15 protein-coding genes and 1 pseudogene are annotated in these 21,583 nt (G+C 68.9%); 5 read left to right on the top strand and 11 right to left on the bottom strand.

Features of this window, described 5'->3' with window-relative positions; all coding sequences use genetic code 11:
- Positions 1-150: 150 nt before the first annotated feature.
- Entirely contained in the window at positions 151-1,128 is a 978-nt protein-coding gene (nudC, locus tag AC1DZQ_RS08590) for an NAD(+) diphosphatase (RefSeq protein ID WP_476963224.1), read from the bottom strand.
- 337 nt (positions 1,129-1,465) lie between these two features.
- On the opposite strand from nudC, the pseudogene AC1DZQ_RS08585 reads away from it, so the two are divergent.
- Positions 1,466-2,404 (top strand): annotated as a pseudogene (locus AC1DZQ_RS08585) (macrolide 2'-phosphotransferase); the annotation flags it as partial.
- 500 nt (positions 2,405-2,904) lie between these two features.
- On the opposite strand, the gene AC1DZQ_RS08580 reads toward AC1DZQ_RS08585, so the two are convergent.
- From AC1DZQ_RS08580 to AC1DZQ_RS08570, 3 genes are all read right to left on the bottom strand, one after another.
- Positions 2,905-6,525 (bottom strand): ATP-dependent helicase, encoded by a 3,621-nt coding sequence (locus AC1DZQ_RS08580; protein WP_476963120.1) that lies wholly within the window; start codon positions 6,523-6,525, stop codon positions 2,905-2,907.
- A complete protein-coding gene (locus tag AC1DZQ_RS08575) occupies positions 6,522-9,791 on the bottom strand; it encodes an ATP-dependent helicase (protein WP_476963223.1) in 3,270 nt (1,089 codons plus the stop codon). Before AC1DZQ_RS08575 ends, AC1DZQ_RS08580 begins: the two co-directional genes overlap by 4 nt.
- An 83-nt stretch (positions 9,792-9,874) precedes the next feature.
- Positions 9,875-10,291, bottom strand: coding sequence for an MGMT family protein (locus tag AC1DZQ_RS08570; protein WP_476963119.1), 417 nt, complete (start codon positions 10,289-10,291; stop codon positions 9,875-9,877).
- A gap of 97 nt (positions 10,292-10,388) precedes the next feature.
- Here AC1DZQ_RS08570 and AC1DZQ_RS08565 point away from each other — a divergent pair, with 97 nt between their 5' ends.
- The 4 genes from AC1DZQ_RS08565 (at position 10,389) to AC1DZQ_RS08550 (ending at position 13,946) form a co-directional block, all read left to right on the top strand.
- Positions 10,389-11,099, top strand: a complete 711-nt coding sequence (locus AC1DZQ_RS08565) for an exonuclease domain-containing protein (protein WP_476963118.1) — start codon at positions 10,389-10,391, stop codon at positions 11,097-11,099.
- A 409-nt stretch (positions 11,100-11,508) separates the two neighbouring features.
- Positions 11,509-12,444: an ABC transporter substrate-binding protein gene (locus tag AC1DZQ_RS08560; protein ID WP_476963222.1), complete on the top strand. Its 936-nt coding sequence runs from the start codon at positions 11,509-11,511 to the stop codon at positions 12,442-12,444.
- A 3-nt stretch (positions 12,445-12,447) separates the two neighbouring features.
- Complete coding sequence (locus AC1DZQ_RS08555) at positions 12,448-13,212, top strand: amino acid ABC transporter permease (RefSeq protein WP_476963117.1); 765 nt, start codon at positions 12,448-12,450, stop codon at positions 13,210-13,212.
- Positions 13,209-13,946 carry an amino acid ABC transporter ATP-binding protein gene (locus tag AC1DZQ_RS08550; protein WP_476963116.1) on the top strand — a complete coding sequence of 246 codons (738 nt, stop codon included), beginning with the start codon at positions 13,209-13,211 and terminating at the stop codon, positions 13,944-13,946. Before AC1DZQ_RS08555 ends, AC1DZQ_RS08550 begins: the two co-directional genes overlap by 4 nt.
- A 79-nt stretch (positions 13,947-14,025) precedes the next feature.
- Here AC1DZQ_RS08550 and hemL read toward each other — a convergent pair whose 3' ends face one another.
- Genes hemL through hemQ form a run of 7 tightly spaced genes read right to left on the bottom strand, consistent with a single transcriptional unit; the run spans position 14,026 to position 21,456 of the window.
- Positions 14,026-15,357: a glutamate-1-semialdehyde 2,1-aminomutase gene (gene hemL / locus AC1DZQ_RS08545; protein ID WP_476963115.1), complete on the bottom strand. Its 1,332-nt coding sequence runs from the start codon at positions 15,355-15,357 to the stop codon at positions 14,026-14,028.
- A 29-nt stretch (positions 15,358-15,386) separates the two neighbouring features.
- Positions 15,387-16,475, bottom strand: a complete 1,089-nt coding sequence (locus AC1DZQ_RS08540; protein WP_476963114.1) for an LLM class flavin-dependent oxidoreductase — start codon at positions 16,473-16,475, stop codon at positions 15,387-15,389.
- Complete coding sequence (gene hemB / locus AC1DZQ_RS08535; RefSeq protein ID WP_476963113.1) at positions 16,472-17,455, bottom strand: porphobilinogen synthase; 984 nt, start codon at positions 17,453-17,455, stop codon at positions 16,472-16,474. Before hemB ends, AC1DZQ_RS08540 begins: the two co-directional genes overlap by 4 nt.
- The gene (locus tag AC1DZQ_RS08530; RefSeq protein ID WP_476963112.1) at positions 17,452-18,405 is read right to left on the bottom strand and encodes a uroporphyrinogen-III synthase; all 954 of its coding nucleotides are present in this window, start codon (positions 18,403-18,405) and stop codon (positions 17,452-17,454) included. Before AC1DZQ_RS08530 ends, hemB begins: the two co-directional genes overlap by 4 nt.
- 20 nt (positions 18,406-18,425) lie before the next feature.
- Entirely contained in the window at positions 18,426-19,424 is a 999-nt protein-coding gene (gene hemC, locus AC1DZQ_RS08525) for a hydroxymethylbilane synthase (RefSeq protein WP_476963111.1), read from the bottom strand.
- Entirely contained in the window at positions 19,421-20,713 is a 1,293-nt protein-coding gene (locus AC1DZQ_RS08520) for a ferrochelatase (protein ID WP_476963110.1), read from the bottom strand. The genes hemC and AC1DZQ_RS08520 overlap by 4 nt, the downstream gene beginning before the upstream one ends.
- Entirely contained in the window at positions 20,710-21,456 is a 747-nt protein-coding gene (gene hemQ, locus AC1DZQ_RS08515) for a hydrogen peroxide-dependent heme synthase (RefSeq protein ID WP_476963109.1), read from the bottom strand. The genes AC1DZQ_RS08520 and hemQ overlap by 4 nt, the downstream gene beginning before the upstream one ends.
- Positions 21,457-21,583 lie beyond the last annotated feature (127 nt).

Here is a 21,583-nt window from a genome sequence, read left to right as displayed (position 1 = left end):
CCGGTTCGAGGGCATCACCGGATGGGGCATCGCCGGATGTCGTGCCGTCGGATGGCTCCCCGCCGGGGATGGTGCTGAAGTTCAATTTCTCTGTGGTCACTTTTGCTGCTCAGTCGGTAGTCGGTGTCCTGCGGAAGAGGGCGGGCCTGGTCAGGCGCTGTCCGCGGCGTCCTGAATGACGCCGCCGTACCAGTGTTCAATGAGGGACCGGGCGATGGAGAGCCTGCTGGAAATGACGATCTCGCCGCTAAGGACGGCTTCCTGCAGTTCGCTCCGGCTGAACCAGCGCGCCCTGGTGACCTCGACGCCGTCGGGCCGGGCTTCGGTGTCCGGCGTCGTGGCCGTGAAACCGAGCATCAGGGAGGCGGGGAACGGCCAGGACTGCGATCCGAGGTACTGGGAGGCGGTGACGCGGACCCCGACTTCCTCGCCGATCTCACGCTGTACGGCCTGTTCAAGCGACTCCCCCGGCTCGACGAAGCCGGCGAGGGTGGAATAGTTCCGGGCGTCCAGCGGGCCGCCTCCGCCGAGCAGCAGTCTCCCGTCGGGGCCCACCACGGTCACAATGATGGCCGGATCCGTCCGGGGGAAGTGCTCGGAGTTATCAGCCGGGCAGCGCCGGACCCAGCCGCCGGCTTCCGGCTGCGTTGCAGTGCCGCAGCGCGGGCAATGCGTGTGGGTAGCGTGCCAGTTGGCTATGGCGCTGGCTTCGATGAACAGCGCCGTATCCGTGGCGTTCAGGCGCGCCGCGACGTCGCGGAAACCCGCCCACTGCGCATCGCCGGGAATGCCGGCCACGTGGGCCTCGAACTCCTCGGCCTGGACTTCAAACTGAAGCGGGAGGACGAAGAGGACCAGCTCGGTGCCGGCGTCGAGGTCCGAACCTGCCAGGGCGGAACCGAGGTAGATCACGTGTTCCGGAGCGTACGGGGTGTTTGCCAGGTGCCCGGCGAGCTCGGCCGCGTTCAGGAGCACGAGGCTGTTGCCGCTGACAAGGGCCTGCCGGCCGGAGAGCACCACGGCCTGCGCCGAACCTGAACCGACCAGCTCCGCGAGCATTCCGGGTTTCACCCGCGCAGCGGATCCGCGGTCGATCAGGGCCGGGCGGACAGGAAGGACCGTCTCCATGAGGTGGTTTGCCGGCAGAAGCTGCCCGTGCGGTGCCGCACCTTCGGATGCCGAGGATTCGGAGGGGGTATTCAGTGATGTCGGCGACACTGTCGGGGACGCTGCCGATGACGGTGCCGATGAAGGTACCGGTGACTCCGCAAGACTCATATACCCACCGTACTGACTCGGGCAGACAATTGACATTTGCCGCCCATGCCGCCGCGCGCTCCACGGCGTGTGCGCCACAGGCCGTTTGCCCCGGACTCAGCGCCGATTTGCCCCTGATTTAGCCCCGATCTCAAGACTCGCCGGAGTGCATCGCCGTCTTGGGCGCCGCTCAACCTACCGTGGAAGGGTGAGAAGGAAACCAATCGAACTGGCAGCTGTAGCAACGGCGGCGGTACCCGGCCTGACCCCGACCGCCGTCAGCTCTGCGCCCGACGATCCGGCGGACTTCGACGCAGCCCTGCTGCTGGACTCCGAGGGCAAGCGTTGGCGCGTCCGCTCCCCCCGGCATGCCGAAGCCAGCGCCCGGCTGGAAACCGAATTCCTGGTGCTGCGGGCCTTCGCTCCCGGCATCCGGGCCGAACTGCCGTTCCTCATGCCCACGGTGGCGGGAACTGTCCGGCAAGGCCAGCTCAGCACGTTCGTCTACTCGCACCTGGCCGGCGCCCCCCGCTCCCTGGACGAGCTCAGCAGCGGCTCTCCTGCCCTGGCCCGCGAAATCGGGGCGGCGTTGGCTGCGATCCACGACCTCCCGCGGTCAATCGTGAGCAATGCCGATCTGCCCAGCTACACGCCCAACGAATTCCGCCAGCGGCGCCTCAATGAACTAGACCAGGCCGCCACGACCGGAAAAATCCCGCCGCTGCTGCTGCGTCGCTGGGAACACGCCATGGAAGACGTCTCCCTCTGGCGCTTCAATCCCTGCGTCGTTCATGGCGACCTCCACGAGGACAACATTCTGGTCGAGGGCGAGCGTGTGACCGCAGTGACGGGCTGGACCGACCTGCGCATCGGCGACCCGGCGGACGACATGGCCTGGCTGGTCGCCTCGAACGAACAAGACTTTGTGAACGCGGTCCTGGACCACTACACCTCCAGCCGGCGCGATGTTCCCGATGCCCACCTGTTGCGGCGGGCCGCGCTGTCCGCCGAATTTGCCCTGGCACAGTACCTGGTCAAGGGCATGGCCGCGGGCAACCAGGACATGATCAACGAGGCAGAGTCCATGCTCGCCACACTGGCCGAGGACGTCGCGGAACACGGCGGCCAGCCGATCAGCGTGGAACCGCTGCCGCAGCCGGTCCTCGGCACCGCGCCGGCTGACACTGCCGGCATCAGTGCCAAGCCCGCTGTGCACGTCACGCCTATCCCCCGGGAAAGGGATGCTGACGCATCTGGGGCTGTCGCGGAGCCTGTCGCAGCCACGGACACACCCGCCGACGCGGGCGCCAGCGCGGGTGCCGAGCCGGGTGCCGGTGGGGCTGGCGACGTCTCCGAAGCTCCCGGTTCCCCCAAGGCCTCCGAGGCTGATGTCTCGCAGGACGACCCGCAGGCAACGGCCCCGGACTCGGACGCCGATGAGGCCGGGCAAAGCGACGCCGAGACCGCGGTTCCCGCCGCCGCCGACACGTCAACGCAATCGATCGCCGTCGTACAGCCTGATTCCGCTGTACAGCCCGATTCCGCGGTGCAGCCCGAGTCCGCAATACTTTCGGATTCCGCTGCGGTGCCCGGGTCCGGTGACAACACGGCGACCGCCGCCATCACGGTGGTCGACGCCGCGTCCCGCTAGGCGCCGCTCGCTGTCGCTGTCCTCCCGAGCGCCGCTGCCACGATTTCCTCAAGCTTGTCCGCTGATCCGAGGTCGTGCGGGCGGACCACTTGGTTGTCGGCCACGTAGTAGAAAGCGGCCCGGACCTCCTCCAACGGGACCCCTTTGAGCCGGGCCCAGGCCAGGCGGTACACGGCGAGCTGGACTGCCTTCACCTTCAGCTGGGACGCCGAGGGGCGGCGGCCGGTCTTCCAGTCCACAAGGTCCCAGCGGCCGTCGGCATCGCGGAACACGGCGTCGATCCTGCCCCGGACCACGACGTCGCCGATCCGTGTCTCCACCGGGACCTCGACGTGGGCGGGGGCGCGGTGGGCCCACTCGGACTGGCGGAAAGTTTCCACCATGGAATCCAGCCCGTAGGCCTCGTCGATGTGGTCGTCAGCGCCGGCAGCCTCACCCAGGTCCAGCATCCCGGCGGCGCCGAAGTATTCCTCCACCCAGGCGTGGAAGGCCGTGCCCTTGCGGGCCGACATCCCCGGTTCGCGCGGGACCGGCCTGCGCAGGCGGGCCACGACGGAGGCTGCGTCATCTTCCAGGTCCACCAGAGTCGACGCCGAGATATGGCCCGGCAGATGCACGTCCTGGACCACCGAACGCCGGGAGCGGCGTTCCAGCAAGGTGGCTGCCTCCCTCGCCCACCCGGCCGCAGGACCGCGCAGGACGGGCCGTCGCCCGTCCGCCACGCCGGGGTGCACGGGGGCCGCAGCCGGATCCCTACCCGGGTCGTTGACCGGGTACCCGGCCAGGCCAGGGTCCGGCTGGGCGTCCATTGCCTTCAGGACGCGGGCCGCGGCGGATTCCATGGCTGCCCGCCGGCCCGGGACAAGCCGCAGCCGTTTCCCCGTCCGGGGGTCATGCGGGCCCTCCAAGGGATCATAGGGCCACGCGGCGACTTCGAGTTCAGAGGTCAGGGGGCTTTCGTCCGGCAGCGCCTCCTCGCTGACAGACAGCGGGTGGATTTCGGCTGCGCCGTCCGCGGTGAGGCCCTCAAGCCCGGCAAGAAAGGGAGACATCTCGGCCAAACCGGCCCGCGACCCCACCCACGCGGCACTTGAAATCCAGAGCACGTGTTTGGCACGGGTGTAGGCCACGTAGGCCAGGCGCCGTTCCTCCGCTTCGCCGTGCGCCTGAACGGCAGACTTGAACTCCTTCTCGGCGTCAAGCCAGCCTTTCTGGTCCGGCTGGTCCAGGTCCCATTGGGGCAAATCGGTGCGATCGCCGCGCAACGGCCACGGCAACGCCGCACTGCCGCTGCTCCACCGCGAGTCCCGGCTGCTGGGGAACGCCCCGGAATTGAGCCCCGGAACGAACACGACATCCCATTCCAGCCCCTTGGAGGCATGCACGGTCAGGAGCTGCACGGCCTCGTGGTTCACCTCCGGCGCTGCGGCATCGAGACCGTTTTCCTCGGCCGCCGCGGCTTCCAGCCATGCGAGGAACGCCAGGACGTCCACCCGCTGGGAGGTGTGCAGGAACCCGGCCGCTGCATCCTGGAAGGCGTCCAGGTTGCGGCGGGCCTGGTGGATGCTGATCCCGGGCCGTGCCGCAACTTCGATGTCCAGGAGCATCGCCCGTTCGACCTCGCCCAGCAAGGTGGTGAGGTCATCCCCCATGTAGCTGCGCAACTGCCGGAGCTCGTCCGAGAGCCGCTGCAGGCGGCCCCGGGCCTCCGGGCTCAGCCTGCGTCCGTGCGCCGAGGTCCAGCCGTCTCGGGGCAGCCAGTCCAGGGCCTCGACCAGGCTGGCCGAATCCGTGATGTCGCCTTCAATCACTGCGTCGTCGGTCATATCTTCAGCGCCACGCCCGGCGTCGTCGACGTCCAGGCCGCCGGGGCGGCCCCGACGGCGGGCCAGGAAACTGGACCAGTCCCGCAGGGCCATCAGGTCCGCCGGGCCGATCCGCCACCGCGCGCCGGCCAGCAGGCGCATGAGGGAGTCCGAGCGGCCCGGGTCGGCCAGGACCCGGAGCGTAGCGACAAGATCGATGATTTCCGGCGTGTCCAGCAGCCCGCCGAGCCCAACGATTTCATAGGGAATGCCCCGGACTTCGAACTCGCGGCGAATGCATTCCATCTGTGCCCGTCGCCGGCAGAGGACTGCCATGGCCGGCGGAACCGGGTCAGCGGAGCGCGCGGCGTCGAAGTCAGTCACGCGGAATTTCAGCACGTCACCGGCGATCGCCGCGGCCTCGGCCTCGTCCGTGGCGAACCGTCCCATCACCACCCTGCCGTCCACGGCGGCCGGGCTGGGCTGCAAGGGCGGTACCTCGACGGCGTCGGGGCTTTCCCGGGCCCCGGCGGCCCCGACGTTCGCCGCCGCCTTGCTCAGCGGCGCCGAAATGAGGTTGGCGGTGGCAAGGATGTTGCGCCCGTTGCGCCACGCTGTGGTCAAATACGAGGTCGGCGCCACGGCAAAGCGCCGGGCCGGCCCGCTTCCCTGGTCCCGCCCGTTTCCCTGGTCCCCGTCGCTGCCGTAGGCGGCGCCTTCGCCGCCGACGAGGATCGGGAATTCGCGGACGAAGTGGAAAAGTTGCCCGGCGGACGCTCCCCGGAATCCGTAGATGGACTGGTTCGGATCCCCCACGGCGGTGACGGCATGGCCGTCGCCGAAGAGCCGGGAGAACAGCACCAACTGGGCGTGCGAGGTGTCCTGGAACTCATCGAGCAGCACTACCTTGTAGCGCTGACGCTCCGTTTGGGCGGCGACCGGAATCTCGTTGGCCACCCGCGCCGCCAGGGCCACGAGGTCGCCAAAGTCCAGGGCCCCGCGGGCGCGCTTCGCCGCCGAATAGCGGCCCACCATGTCCGCGACGCTGGCCCGGGTGCGCAGCATCGCGCTGAGCTCTCCCGCAGCCTGGGTGGGGTTCTTCTTCGCTTCCGCGACGTACGGGAGCGACTCGAACTCGGCGACCCGTTCCAGCAGCCAGCCACGGACCTGGGCCGGGTCCTGCAGGTGCTCCGAGCACTCTCCTGCCAGTTGGATCACGGCCTTGACGAGCGTCGATTTGGCGGACCGGAAGTGTTCGTAGTCCCCGTCAAAGGCTTCCACCACCTCGCTGGCGAGCTGGAACGACTGGGCGCCGCCGAGCAACACGACGTCGCGTTCGACGCCGAGGCGGAGGCCATAGTCGGACACAATGCCGCTCGCGTACGAGTGGTAGGTGGAGACCTTGGGTTCGAGCGCATCCGTGCTCAGCAGCCCGGCTGGGAAGAGCGTGTTCCCGGTGTCGGCCGCCGCGATGCGCGCCAGCGCGGCCAGCTTGGCCCGGATCCGCGAGGCAAGTTCACCGGCGGCCTTACGGGTGAAGGTAACGCCGAGGACTTCCTCCGGCCGGACCCAGCCGTTGGCAACGAGCCACACCACCCGGTCCGCCATGGTGGCAGTCTTCCCCGACCCTGCCCCCGCGATCACGAGCCGCGGCGTGAGGGGCGAGGAAATGATCAGGGACTGTTCGGTGGTGGGGCTGTTCCCCTCCCCCAGCAGTGCGGACAGCTCTTCCGGGCTGAACCGCGGCGCGGGAAGGGGACCCGGTGCCGGATGCGGGTCGGTCAGGCCGGCTACCGGCGCCTCGGGGCTCATTCAGTAACCTGCTTTCCCCGCACGCACAGCGGGCACACTTCAGGAAGCCGGCAGCCGTGGCCGCCGTGGCCTCCCTTGGACGGATCGTGGCGGGCCTGGAAAGCGCTGCCGGACATCACGCGGGCCGCGTCGCCGACCATCTCCAGCGCCCAGTTGTCCTGCGGATCCAGTGGGGCCTGGGCTTGGATGCCGGGGCTCTTGGTTGTAGTGCCCAGCTGGGCCAGGACGGCCCCGCCCGGCAGCGGCGGCGGCCCGTCGTCGGGACCGGCAAAGCCTCCGGCCAGCACGGCGGCCTGATAGGCGCCGAGCTGCGGGTGACGGTCCAGATCCGCTTTGCCGGGCTGGCGCTTGCCGGTCTTGAGGTCGATGATCACCAGCCTGCCCTCGGCGTCGATCTCGAGCCTGTCGACCTGGCCCCGGAGCACGGCGGCCCGCGCCGGACCGATGCTCCCGCCGTCGCCGGGCTCTGAACCGGGTCCGGCAGCGGTCTCCGCCGGAACGTCCGGCAGCTTTACCTCAAAGTCCTGTTCGACGCCGATCAGGCTCCGGCCCTCGCTGCGCATCACGAGGACATACTGGGCGAGCTTGCGGACCATGGACTCGGCACGCTGGAAGTCCAGTTTGCCTTCCCAGTTGTCCTTCATCCCCAGTGTGGGCCAGCGCCGGACGAGTTCGGCAACGTATTCGCTTCCCGAGGCGTCCGGGAGGTCCTGCGCGATGGCGTGGACCAGCGTTCCCAGGCTGCGGGCAAAATCGGTTGCGGCTTCTCCGCCGGCGGCCTGGACGAACCAGTCCAGCGGCGATTTCTGCACGGTTTCGACCTTCGACGGCGAGACGAACACGGTGCCGCCCGGCGGAACAACCGGCTCCTCCGAGGACAATTCGGCCAGCCCCCACCAGCTCGCGGGGTGCGCGCCCGGAACCGGCGGCTGAGCGGCGGCCAGGCCTCCCAGCACGGCCGCGGCTTCGGCCGATTCGGCAGCCTTCGGGTCAAGTTGGGCGTACTGGCGCAGTTCCGCGACCAGCGCCCGGAGCGTCAGCGGACGCTCGACCGGGGTAAAGCCCCGACGGTCCTCCCCCGGCTGCAGCGGCGCCACATAGTCCAGGAACGAGGACGGCTGCTCATCTTCCGAGGACACGGCCGTGCAGATCAGCACCTCCCGGGCGCGGGACACCGCGGTGGAAAAGCTCCGGAGCTCGTCGTAGCGGATTTCGCGCAGCCGGCTGAGCGGATCCAGTCGCAGGGCATACTCCACGCCGTGCTCGACGGCGTCGGCGAACAACGTGCTGCCGAGCAGCTCGCCGCGCAGCCGGGTATTCGGCCACACGCCCTCCTGAAGTCCCGGCACAATCACCACCGGCCACTCCCGGCCGGCCGCGCTGGCAGGGGTCATGAGCTCCACCGCGTCTTCCAGTTGGGCCCGGGCGGCCAGGGTATCCATGGGAAGTTCCTGGCTCAGCAGGTATTCAAGGAACTGCTCCGGGCCTGAGCCGGGCAGCTGGTCCACAAAGCGTTCCGCCGTATGGAACAGCGCCATCATGGCATCGAGGTCACGGTCGGCCCGGGCACCGGCCGATCCTCCGGCGAGGGCGGCGTCGGTCCAGCGGGAGGCCAGGCCGGTGGAATGCCAGAGCGCCCAGAGCACCGTCTCGGCGTTACCTCCGGGGGCCTCGGCGGCGTCCCGTCCCGCTGCGATCATCCGGGCAATCCGGCGGGCCGAGTGGCCCTCGATGCCCAGCGTTGCCAACGCTCCGGGCTCCAGCAGAGCTTCGACCAGGAGGGCGTCGCTGGTCCGTCCGCCGCCACCCAGGAGTTCCTCCCGACGCAGCGACTGCCGCAGCCTCCGCAGTTCAATCGACGTGGCGCCGCCTATCCGGGATGTCAGCAAGGACACGGCTGACTCGGGAGTGAGCACGGCAGGGTCCAGGGCCACCGCATAGGCATCGAGCAGGGGGCGGACCGCGACCTCGTCCCGGACCGCGGATTCGGCGACGGGAATACGGACCGGAATCCCCTGGCCGGCCAGGTACCGCTGCAGCTGACTGAGCTGGCCGCCATTACGCACGATCACGGCGATGTCCCCGAGTTCCCGCGCGTCGTTCAGCTGGGCTTCGAGGATCCGCTGCGCCACGTACCGTAACTCGTGGACCGGGGACGGCAGCAGGTGGGCCTCGACACTCCCCGGCCGGCCGGCGCCGGTTCCTTCCGGCGTCGGGACCGGTTCGGACTGTTCGAGCCGGCGGGCGGACTGCCCGCCGGACCTGCGGGCGATGCGCCCGGCCACCGACAGCCATGCCTCAGCCACGGCCGGGGCGTGCCGATGCGCCGTCCACAGCGGACGTTCCAGGATCTCTCCGTCAGGAGCCAGGAGGCGGGGAAGCTCCGCCACGAGATCGGGGCGTGCCCCGCGGAAGCCCTGAACCACGGTGTCCGGCGAGGCTGTGATGATGGCGTCCTTGCCGGCGGCGATGTCTGCCAGCAATTCGAAGACCGCCGGGTTCGCTTCCTGGATGTCGTCCACGAGAATCAGTTGCAGGCGGTCGCGCTCAGCGGCGAGGAAATCGGGTGAGTCCTGGAAGATCTGGCGCGCGGCAGTGATGATGCCGGCGGGGTCGAAGGCCTCGGGCATGCGCAGGTCCAGGACGTCGCGGTACTCGGAGTACAGAGCGGCCGCCGGAATCCAGTCCGCCCGGTTGCACTGCCGGGCCAGGGCCACAAGGTCCTCGGCCGTCCGCCCGGATTCGATGATCCGGTCAAAGAGCTGGCGCACTTCCTGCCGGAAACCGCGGGTCTGCAGGGCGGCGTCCAGGTCCTCGGGCCACGGCAGTTCGAGGCCCGGCAGCGCGTGGCCCTCCAGCAGTTCCTTGATGATCAGGTCCTGTTCCGGACCCGAGAGCAACTTCGGCTGGCGCGGGAGCGGCAGGAGGCCTTCGGCCTTGGCACGGCGGATCAGGTCGAAGGCATACGACGCCCAGGTCCGCGCCGGCGTCGTGCTCAGGCTGCGGTCAAGGCGGGCCGTGAAGCGGTCGCGGAGCGTATCCGCGGCGAGCCGTCCGGGTGCCAGGATGAGCATCCGCTCCGGATCGAGGCCATCCCGCAGGGTGCGGCGGACGGCGGCCTCGACAAGGACCGTCGACTTACCGGTGCCGGGTGCGCCGGGCACCAGGACGGGGCCGGAGCCGGGCGGGACCTCGACGGCGGCGAGCTGGTCCGGCGACAGCACCGGGACTGCGCTGTGGTGGGTCCGGGGCGGCAACAGGCGCAACCCTGCTCCCGTTGCGCGTCCCGCCCCGGGAAGGGAACGGGACCCGGACCGTTGCGGGCTTGGTTCGAGGTGGCTGGGGGTACTCACACAGTCATTTCATCATCGGGTACCGACAACTTATGCGACTCCCGCTCGAGCCGCTCCGCGATGGCATCGATCCGGTCGAAGTCGGCGTCGGTGGGCGCCCATCGGCCGGAGGCCAGGTCAACGCGCCAGCGTCCCTCGCCGGTCCGGAGAAAGTCGTCGTATCGGCCCAGCAGCGGTGTCCCCTCCTGCAGATAGAGCGCCAAGGCCTCGTGCTCGAGGCCGGGCGGGGCGTCCCCGCTGGACTTCAGGACGCGCCACCAGGGCACGCTGCTGCCATGGCGGCTCATGACCGAACCGACCTGGCGCGGGCCGCCGGAGCCGAGGAGTTCCGCAACGTCGCCATAGGCCACCGCCGCGCCGGCCGGGATCAACGCCACGAGCTCCAGCACCGCCTCCACATACTCCATCCGCATCGGTCCAGCCTAGCCGTTCCGGACCTCGTCACCGTGCCCGGACGGCACGCGGGCACGGCGGTCAAGAACTGTCGGAGGCAGCAGGTAGCGTTGAAGCATGAGCACTTGGAACAGCCTTCCCCGCGCAGCCTTCGACCTTGAAACCACCGGGCGGAACTCCCGCGCGGCGCGGATCGTCACAGCATCCATTACCGTGGTGGACGCTGACGGCGGGATCGTCCAGGAACACGAGTGGCTCGCCGACCCCGGCGTTGAGATTCCCACCGAGGCAAGCGACATCCACGGCGTCACCACCGAGAAGGCCCGCAGCGAAGGCCGCCCCGCCGCGGAAGTGACGCGGGAGGTCGCCGCCGTGCTCCAGGAGCTCTTCGACACGGGTGTGCCGGTCATCGCCTTCAACGCCAGCTACGACTTCACTGTGCTCGCCGCCGAGTCGGCCCGCTATGGCGTCCCGCAGTTGAGCCGCTTCCCCGTGCTGGATCCGTACATCATGAACAAACAGGTGGACCGGTACCGCAAGGGCAAGCGCACCCTCACCGCCCTGTGTGAGGAGTACGGCGTCAATCTGGACAACGCGCACACCTCCGCGGCCGATGCGCTGGCAACCCTTCGGATGCTCGATGCCATGGCCGGAAAATTCCCCAAGCTCAGGATGCCGGCGGGCAATCTGCACCAGCTCCAGGTCGAATGGGCCTCGGCTCAGGCCGCGGATTTCCAAAGCTACCTGCGCAAGACGAAGCCGGCGGCCGTGATCGAAGGCGACTGGCCCGTCCTGCCTCCCGAGGACGCCAGCCGCGGCGACTTCTAGGAATTCGGCACGCCGGGGCTTCTGGACCTCCGGAAGCCGGTGCGGGAGCACTTCTTAAAACGAAACGTTCCCCGGCGAACGGCTTAACTAGTCCCCCGCTGGGCGCAATTCCAGTGATTGCGACGGAGCTCACACTGCCCGGGGCTTCCAGCTGCCGCCCGCTCTGGCGCCGATGATTCCGCCCCGCCTCGCCGGCGCTATCAGGATCACTGTCGATCACACAGGATCCTGAAGATAGTTCGTATTACGCCACCGCCTGCCCTGATTTGTTCGGATTGAATGGGCGCCCACGTCGGATGACACAATTATCTTTCGCGGCGTGTCTGCTCCACCCGGCGCCCAAACCAGCGGCCGGGGGCCCAATGAGCCTCCCGCGACCCACTGAATTTCAGACGAAAGTGATTGCGTGATGAAAAGCAAAGCCTTGAAGTGGCTGACAACCGTTCCCGTGGCCATCGCCGTGGCGGTCTCCCTTGCAGCGTGCGGCGGCGGGTCGGCACAGTCAACGGCGTCATCGACGGATGCCCTCCAGGGCAGCGACCAGAAATCCCTGGACAAATACACCACCAAGGACGTCACTCCCTTGGACAAGATCGACAAGTCCAAGCTCGGTCTCATCAGCGATGGAACGCTCACGGTGGGCACCCTTTCTGACGCCCCGCCGAACATTTACATCGACCAGTCCGGCAAATTCACCGGCTACGACAACGAGCTCCTGCGTGCCATCGCGGACAAGCTGGGCCTCAAGGTGGAGTTCAAGGCGACCGGCTTCGCGTCGCTGCTCGCCCAGGTCCAGAACAAGCAGTTCGACCTCGGTTCCTCCTCGATTTCCACCACCGACGCCCGCCGCAAGACCGTAGGGTTCACCAACGGCTACGACTTCGGCTACATGGCAGTCGTGGCCAAGAAGGACTCCAACATCAAGGGATTCAAGGACCTGACCAAGGACACCCGCATCGCCGTGGTCCAGGGCACCGTGCAGGATGACTACGTCACCAACACCCTCCAGATCGAGCCCGTCCGCTTCGAGGACTACAACACCGCCTACGCCAACCTGAAGAACGGACAGGTTGACGCCTGGGTCGCTCCGTCCCAGCAGGCCACCGGCCAGGTCAAGGAAGGCGACGGCACGGTCATCGCCGAGTCGGTTGTGAACACCCAGAACTTCACCGCGTACGCCGTGAACAAGGAAAACCAGCCGCTCATCGACGCGCTGAACTCCGGCCTCGACGCCGTGATTGCCGACGGCACCTGGTCCAAGCTGACCAAGGAATGGTACCCGGACCGCGAGACCCCGGCCACGTGGTCCCCAGGATCCAAGGCCGTCACTGTTCCGAAGTCCTAGCCCATGGATGCACTCGATCAACTCGTCAATACCTTCTTTGACTGGGAGGCGATGGCGGCCGTCCTACCGAAAATGATTACGGTCGGCCTGCCCAACACCCTGATCCTGGCGATCTCCTCGGGCGTGCTCGGGTGCATCCTGGGCATGATCCTGGCCATCATGGGCACGTCCCGCTTGACGCCGCTGCGTTGGCTCTCCCGGATCTACACGGACATCTTCCGCGGAGTCCCGGCTATTGTGATCATCCTCCTCATCGGCCTCGGGCTCGGACCCTTGGTCCGGGTAACGACCGGATCCACGAACCCGTTCCCGCTCGCCATCTTCGCCCTGACGCTTATGGCAGGGGCCTATATCGGCGAGATCTTCCGCTCAGGCATCCAGAGCGTGGAAAAGGGCCAGTTGGAGGCGTCCCGGGCCCTGGGTTTCAGCTATGGCTCCTCCATGCGCCTCGTGGTGATTCCGCAGGGCATCCGCCGCGTGCTCCCGGCCCTGGTCAACCAGTTCATTTCGCTGATCAAGGACTCGTCCCTGATCTACCTACTGGGCCTGTTCGCCAGCGAGCGCGAGATCTTCCGCATCGGTAACGACGCTGCGGCCAACACGGGGAACCTTTCGCCGCTGGTTGCCGCAGCCTTCATGTACCTGCTGCTGACCGTTCCGCTCACCCACTTGGTCAACTACATCGACAACCGCCTGCGCACCGGCCGTCCGGAGAAACGTCAGCCTGACGACGCCGCGGCCCTGATCGGGAAGGGAGCACAGCCATGAGCGAGTTCGCCTCCGGTTCGCTGACCGGCAAGAACCTGCACCTGTCCTTCGGCTCGAACCACGTCCTCCGCGGCATCGACCTGCACGTCGAGAAGGGCACCACCGCCTCGGTGATTGGCCCCTCCGGTTCGGGCAAGTCCACGCTTCTGCGGGTCATGAACCGTCTGATCGAACCGGATCAGGGCGACATCCTGCTGGATGGCCGCTCGGTCCTGAAGGACAACCCGGACGAGCTGCGCCAGCGGATCGGCATGGTGTTCCAGCAGTTCAACCTGTTCCCGCACAAGACCGTGGTGGACAACGTCTCGCTCGCCCTGCGGAAGCTGCGCAAGCTGCCGGCCGAGCAGGCCCGGGCCGAAGCGCTCGAGCAGCTCGACCTGGTGGGGCTGAAGCACAAGGCCGACGCTCGCCCCGCCAACCTCTCCGGTGGCCAGCAGCAGCGTGTCGCCATTGCGCGCGCCCTGGCCATGAAGCCGGAGGTGATGTTCTTCGATGAGGCCACCTCTGCCCTCGATCCGGAGCTCGTCAAGGGCGTTCTGGCGCTGATGGCCGATCTCGCCAAGGGCGGCATGACCATGGTGGTGGTGACTCACGAGATGGGCTTCTCCCGCAATGTCTCGGACACCGTCACGTTCATGGACGGCGGCATCGTGGTGGAGTCCGGTCCGCCGGAACAGATCTTTACGAGCCCGGAGACCGAACGGCTGCAGGGGTTCCTCTCCGACGTTCTCTAGATCCCCGGCCGCTACGGCCGCCTTAACGACTGATGGCACCCGCCGCTGCGGGTGCCATCAGTCGTTTAAGGACTGCAGCCTAGGCCTTCGCGGCGGCTGCCGCCTTCGCCGCGGCCGGCAGGGCATCGAAGATCCGGTTCATTGCAGTGTCGTCGTGCGCGGCGGAGAGGAACCAGGCTTCGAAGACCGACGGCGGCAGGTAGACGCCGGAGTCCAGCATGGAGTGGAAGAACGGGGCGTAGCGGAACACTTCCTGGCCCTGGGCGTCCTCGTAGTTGTGGACGCCCCGGGCGCCCGTGCCGAAGGCCACCGAGAACAGGTTGCCGGCGCGCTGGATGGAATGGTCCACGCCGGCCGCGTCGAGTGCGGAGGACAGCGCCGCGGAGAGTTCCAGCGAGCGGGCGTCCACGAACGAATAGACCTCGGGGGTGGCGTGCGTGAGGGTCGCGACCCCGGCGGCCATGGCCACCGGGTTACCGCTCAATGTCCCGGCCTGGTAGACCGGGCCCAGGGGCGCCAGGTAATCCATGACCTCAGCGCGTCCGGCGAGGGCCGCCGTCGGCATGCCGCCGCCAATCACCTTCCCGAACGTCAGCAGGTCCGGGGTCCACGGCTCGGCGGCATCGGCCGCACCCCCGGTCAGGCCCCAGTAGCCGGAGTAGCCGGTGCGGAAGCCCGTCAGGACCTCGTCGAGGATCAGCAGGGCGCCGTGCTCGCGGGTGATCCGTGACAGGCCGGCGTTGAAGCCGTCGCCGGGGGTGACCACGCCCATGTTGGCGGGAGCGGCTTCGGTGATGACGGCGGCAATGCTGTCACCGTGCTTGGCGAAGGCGGCCTCGACGGCGCCGAGGTCGTTGTAGGGCAACACGAGCGTCTCGGCAGCAGTCGCGGCGGTGACGCCGGCCGAGCCGGGCAGCGCGAGGGTCGCCAGGCCGGAGCCTGCGGCGGCGAGGAGGCCGTCGAGGTGGCCGTGGTAGCAGCCGGCGAACTTGATGATGAGGTTCCGGCCCGTGAAGCCGCGGGCCAGCCGGACGGCCGTCATGGTCGCCTCGGTGCCGGTGGAGACCATCCGGACGCGCTCGGCGGCCGGGACGCGCTCCTTGACGATGGCGGCGAGGTTGGCCTCGTCCGGCGTGGAAGCGCCGAAGGACAGTCCGCGGTCGACGGCGGCGTGTACGGCGGCGAGGACCGCCGGATGGGCGTGCCCCAGCAGCGCCGGGCCCCAGGAGCAGACGAGGTCGACGTAGTTGGCACCGTCGGCGTCGGTCAGGTAGGCACCCTTGGCGGACACCATGAACCGCGGCGTCCCGCCCACGGAGCCGAAGGCGCGCACGGGTGAGTTCACGCCGCCCGGCATCAGCTGGCGGGCACGATCAAAGAGTTCCTCGTTGCGAGGCATGCTGGAAGTCATGGTTCCTATTCTTTCAGTTCGCGGCCGGGTCAGTGCGCGGCCAGCAGCGCGGCCACGCGGGGCGCCACGTCGGTGCCGAACAGTTCGATGGAGCGCATCATGGCCGGGTGCGGCAGGGTGCCGTTGCTGTACTTGAGGTCAAAGCGGTCCACGCCCAGGTTCTTCTTGAGCAGGGCGATCTTCGCGGCCACGGTTTCGGGCGAGCCGACATAGAGGGCCCCCTCGGGGGTGCACATCGCGTCGAACTCGCCCCGGCTGGCCGGTCCCCAGCCGCGTTCGGCCCCGATCCGGTTCCGCTGCTCGAGCCAGTGCGGGAAGAACTCCTCGCGGGCTTCCTCATCCGTGGCGGCAACGTGGCCGGGTGAATGCGTGGCCATTTGTTGCATCGGGTGCCCGTACTTGGCCATGGCCTCGCGGTAGAGGTTGGCCAGGGGCGCGAAGGACCGCGGCTGGCCGCCGATGATCGCGAAGATGATCGGGTAGCCGTACTCGGCGCAGCGCAACACCGACTCTGGGGTGCCGCCCACGCCGATCCAGGTCGGCAGAAGGTGGTGTTCCAGCGGCGGATAGACGCTCAGGCCGCTGATGGCCGGCCGGGTGCGCCCCTCCCAGTGGACCGGTTTCTGCGCCCGGACCTTGTCGAAGAGCTCGAGCTTTTCCTCGAAGAGGACCTCGTAGTCTGCCAGGTCGAGGCCGAACAGCGGGAAGGATTCGATGAAGGACCCGCGGCCCAGCATGACCTCGGCCCGGCCGCCGGAGATGGCATCCACGGTGGCGAAGCGCTGGAAGACCCGGATTGGGTCATCGGAGCTGAGCACTGTCACGGCGGAGCCGAGCCGGATGTTCTTGGTCCGGGCGGCCGCCGCGGCCAGGAAGACTTCCGGGGCGGAGACCGCGAAGTCACGGCGGTGGTGCTCCCCCACCGCGAAGGCGTGCAGGCCGACTTGGTCCGCGAGTTCGGCCTGTTCCAGGAGCTGCCGCAGCACCTGGGCGTGCGGGACGGGGTGGCCGTCCGGGAAGACGCCGACGTCACCGAAGGTGTTCAGGCCCAGAAGGATGCGGTCGGGCCCGACCGGTGCCGTGGGGAACGATATCCGGGGCTCGGGGGCCGCGCTCATCGGGTTTCCTTCAGCCAGCCGGCGAGCTCGCTCGCCCAGTAGGTCAGCACCATGTTGGCGCCGGCGCGTTTGATGCCCAGGACGGACTCGGTGATGGCGGCCCGGCGGTCGATCCAGCCGTTCGCGGCGGCGGCCTCGATCATCGAGTACTCGCCGGAAATCTGGTAGGCGGCCACGGGAACCTGGCTCATGGCGGCGACGTCGGCGAGGATGTCCAGGTAGCTCATGGCAGGCTTCACCATGACCATGTCGGCGCCTTCGGCCAGGTCCAGGTCGACCTCGAGGATCGCTTCCCGGCGGTTGGCGGCGTCCATCTGGTACGTGCGGCGGTCGCCGGTCAGCTGCGAGTCGACGGCCTCGCGGAACGGGCCGTAGAACGCGGAGGCATATTTCGCGGCGTAGGCCACGATGGCGGTGTTGGCGTGCCCGGCGTCCTCCAAGGCCTGCCGGATCACGGCGACCTGGCCGTCCATCATGCCCGAGGGGCCCAGGACGTGGGCGCCGGCCTCGGCCTGCGCGACAGCCATCTGGCCGTAGATCTCCAGGGTCGCATCGTTGTCCACGTAGCCGTTGGCGTCCAGGACGCCGCAGTGGCCGTGGTCGGTGAATTCGTCGAGGCACACGTCGCTCATGACCACGAGTTCGTCGCCGACCTCGGCTCGGACGTCCCGGATGGCCTTGTTCAGCACGCCGTCCGGGTCCAGGGACGCCGTCCCGCGCGCGTCCCGGACCGCGGGGACGCCGAAGAGCACGATGCCGCCGACGCCCAGCTGCACGGCCTCCGCCGCGGCGCGCCTGAGCGAATCGGTGGTGTGCTGCTGCACGCCGGGCATCGAAGCGATCGGGTTGGGCTCGGTCAGGCCTTCGCGGATGAAGGCCGGCAGAATGAGCTCCGAGGCTGAGAGCCGGTGTTCGGCCGTCAGCCGGCGCATGGCCGGGGTGGTGCGGAGCCGGCGTGGGCGGTGGGTCGGGAAGCTCATATGGTGTCCTTTGCTGAGGGCTCTGCGACTGACGGATGAGGTGGAGTGTGTTGGCGGTCAAGGGACCGGACGACGGCGGCAACCAGGCCGGACGCCGTCGGCTCTTCGGCGACGGCGTCGACGGTGAGTCCGAGGGCGGCCGCCTCGGCCGCCGTCGAGCGTCCAATGGCGACGAAACGGCAGTCGCCCAGCGGGGCGAGGTCCGCGTGGATGCGGCGGGCGGCGCTGGGCGAGGCGGCGACGACGGCGTGCAGCCGGCCGGCACCGATTTCCGCTTTCGCCTCGGCCGCGGTGAGCACGGCGGGCGGCGGTGCGTGCTGCCCTGCTGGACCGGTCCCTTGCGGCGGGACCGGCGGGGAGGCGGGCAGGACCCGGCGCGGATCGGCCGGGTAGTCGACGGTGTTGTAGGCGGTGACAGCCTGGACGGCGGCACCGCGGGCCTCGAGGCCCCTGCGTAGCCGAGGGTCGGCAATGTCCGCCTGGGGCAGGAGCACGCTGCCCTGGTTCGGTGGCCAGATGTCGAGCAGGCCCGTTCCGGATTGCTGGCCCGTGGGTGCAAGATCGACGCTGATGCCCCGGGATTCCAGGAAACTGCGGGTCGCCGGGCCGATCGTGGCCACGAGGATGCTGCCGGGCAGCCAGCTGCTGAGGGAGGCGCCGCGTTCGGCCGCCTTTGCCTCAAGAGCCTGGACGGTGGTCACGCTGCTGATCACGAGCCAGGTGTAGGCCCCGGCGCCGAGGGCGTCGAACGCGACGTCGAGCGAGTGCTGGTCCCTCGCCTGCTCGAAGTCGATCAGCGGCAACAGCAAGGGCTCGGCACCGACACGGCGGAGGGCCGTGACGAGCTCCCCCGCCCGGTCCGGGCTGCGGGCCACCAGCACGCGGGCGCCGTCCGGCACCCTCATGCCGGCTGGCCCGCCCGTGTGGTTATGGTCGCTGTGCCGTCCCATGAAGTGGTGGAATCCGCGGTTCAGGAAGCCGCGAGGTCCGCGATGTCGGCGGCGCCGCGGGCCAGCAGGACTTCCGCCAGCTCGATTCCGAGCAGCGTTGCCCCGACCTCGGTGAGGCCGTCGGTGGCCTTCTTGTCGCGGACGGTTGCCGTGCCGTCGACCGCGCAGACCACCGCTTCGAGGTACAGCATGCTGCCCTTGCGGTAGGCGTAGGCGCCCACGGGGGCGGCGCATCCGGCCTCCAGACGGGCCAACAAAGCGCGTTCGGCCGTGACGGCGAGCCGGGTGTCCTGATCATCGAGGGCCGCGAGGGCCTGCGCCAGCACGCCCTGGGAGCCTTCCGTGGACCCGGCCCGGCGGGGAGCGTCGGCGGTGCGGCATTCGATCGCCAGGGCACCCTGCCCGGCGGCAGGCAGCATGATGTCCGTCTCGAGGTACTCGCTGACCACGTCGAGCCGGCCGATCCGGTGCAGTCCGGCGGCGGCGAGGATGACGGCGTCGAGGTCGCCGGACTTGCCCGCAACGACGGCGTCGGTGGTGTTGCCCGACAGTCCGGGGACGCGTCCCAGACGGGTGTCCACGTTGCCGCGGATGTCGCGGATGTCCAGGTCCGGACGCACGGCGCGGAGCTGGGCCGCGCGACGCGGGGAGCCGGTGCCGACGCTCGCGCCGACCGGCAGGTCGGCGAGCTTCAGCCCATCGCGGGCGCACAGCACGTCCCGGACGTCGACTCGTTTGGGTGTGGCCGCGAGGCTCAGGCCGAGGGCCGGGCCGGTCGGGAGGTCCTTGAGCGAATGCACGGCGATATCGCAGGTGCCCTGCAGCAGGGCGTCGCGCAGTGCGGCGACGAAGACGCCGGTGCCGCCCATCTGGGACAGCGAGCCTTTGAGGACATCGCCGTCGGTCCGGATGTGGACGAGCTCGACAGGGAACCCGCCGACGGCGGCCAGCTGGTCGGCCGTCTGCTGGGTCTGGGTCAGGGCCAGTTTGCTGGCGCGGGTGCCGATCCGGACGGTCATGGGGTCCCCCGGCCCGCCACAGCAGCCGTGCCCGCAGCCGTGCGTGCAGAAACGGGCGCGGCCGGGTAGGGATCGTGTCCGGTCCCGACGGTGGTGTCGGCTCCGGCGATGGTGGGCTTTTCGCCGCGGAAGTTCGCGCAGCAGCCGGGGCGGCAGACGTCGTACCAGGGACCGAGCTTGGTCAGGTGCGGACGCTCGGTGATGTTGTTCGCGACGGTCCGCTCGCAGATGAGGTCCACGAGCCCGGCGACAAACTTGCGGTGCGTTCCGGGCGTGGGAACGCGGGTGGCGGCCAGGTCCAGCCGGGCGCAGGTCTCGAGCGCCTCGGTGTCCAGGTCCCAGACCACTTCCATGTGGTCGCTGACAAAGCCCAGCGGCACAATCACGATGCCCTTGATGCCCTGGCCGGCGAGCTCCTCGATGGCGTCGTTGATGTCCGGCTCGAGCCAAGGCACATGCGGGGCGCCGGAGCGGGACTGGTAGACGAGGGACCAGGGTGCGGTCAGACCCGTCGCGGCTTCCACCCGGCGGATGATCTCGGTGCCGGAGGCGAGGTGCTGCGCGGCGTAGGCGGAGTCTTCCTCGAACGTGCGGGGCTCGTCCCCGGACCGCCCGGCGGCCTCCGCGTCCCGGGTCGGGATGGAGTGCGTCGCGAACAGGATGTGCACGGGGGCGTCCGGGGAACCGGCTGCGGCCAGCTGGGCGCGGACGTCGGCGAGGCCGGCGGCGGTGCCCTCGATGAAGGGCTCCACGAAGCCGGGGTGGTCGAAGTACTGGCGCACCTTGTCGACCTCGAGCTTGCCGTCGAGCCCGGTTTCCGTCAGCGCCATGCCGATGTCCTCGCGGTACTGGCGGCAGCTGGAGTAGCAGGAGTAGGCGCTCGTGGTGAGCATGAGAACCTTGCGGTGGCCGGCGTCGTAGATCTCCTGCAGGGTCTGCGGGATGTAGGGGTCCCAGTTGCGGTTGCCCCAGAAGACCGGCAGCCCGATGCCGCGGGCGGCAAGTTCGGCCTCGAGGCCGGCCTTGAGCTCACGGTTCTGTCCGTTGATGGGGCTGATGCCGCCGTTGGCGCGGTAGTGGTGCGAGACCTCTTCGAGCCGTTCGTCGGGGATGCCGCGGCCGCGGGTGACGTTGCGGAGGAACGGGATGACGTCCTCCTGGCCTTCGGGTCCGCCGAACGAGGCGAGGAGCACGGCGTCGTACTCCTTGGGGGCCATCCGGCCGGCCTCGGTGACGGTGTTCACGGCAGTTACGGAGGCGGCGGATTCCTGGGGATCCAGCGGACTCATGCAAGGACCTCGGCAATCTCGGCGGCGGTGACGCGGCGGCCGGTGTAGAACGGGATTTCCTCGCGGACATGGTGCCGGGCTTCGGTGGCCCGGAGGTGGCGCATCAGGTCCACGAGGTCCACGAGGTCGGGTGCTTCCAGTCCGAGGATCCATTCCCAATCGCCCAGGGCGAAGGAGGACACCGTGTTGGAAATGACCTGGGGGAAGTCGCGGCCCAGCATGCCGTGGTCGCGGAGCATGGCGCCGCGCTCGGCGTCCGGGAGGAGGTACCACTCGTAGGAGCGGACGAAGGGGTAGACGCAGAGCCACTCTGCCGGTTCCACGCCGCGGGAGAACGCCGGGGTGTGGTTCTTGGCGAACTCGGCCTCGCGGTGCACGCCCATGGCGGACCAGACGATCTCGGTGCCTGCGAACAGCTTGCTGCGCCGGATGTCCCGCACTGCCCGCTGCAGCGCTTCCGGCCTGGGACCATGCAGCCAGACCATGATGTCCGCGTCGGCCCGCATTGCCGAGACGTCGTAGCTGCCGCGGTGGACAACCCCGGCGTCGGCGAGGCTTTTCATCAAGGCGTCGAAGTCCTCGGCCGCATCGGCGCCGCGCAGGATTTCCGCTGACCGCTTGAAAACGGTCCACAGGGTGAAGAACTGCTCAGTTGAATCTTCGGGCGCCGATGCTCCGGCGACTGATTCTCCGGGGGCTGACATTCCGGTTTTAGTGACAGATTCGGCAGAAGTGTGGCTCATGCATACCAGTCTGCCCCCTCTCCCCAGCTAAGTCGAAAAAAAGCACTTCTACAACGCGTAGAAGTGCTTTATTTCACACTCGGAGGCCGGTCCGCGCCGGGCGGGAGGCTGGTCCGCGCCAGGCGGG

This window comes from Arthrobacter sp. P1_C12_2 (genome assembly GCF_056406415.1).
The sequence above is the reverse complement of the archived record's forward strand: the minus strand, read 5'-3'. Positions and strand labels throughout refer to the sequence as shown.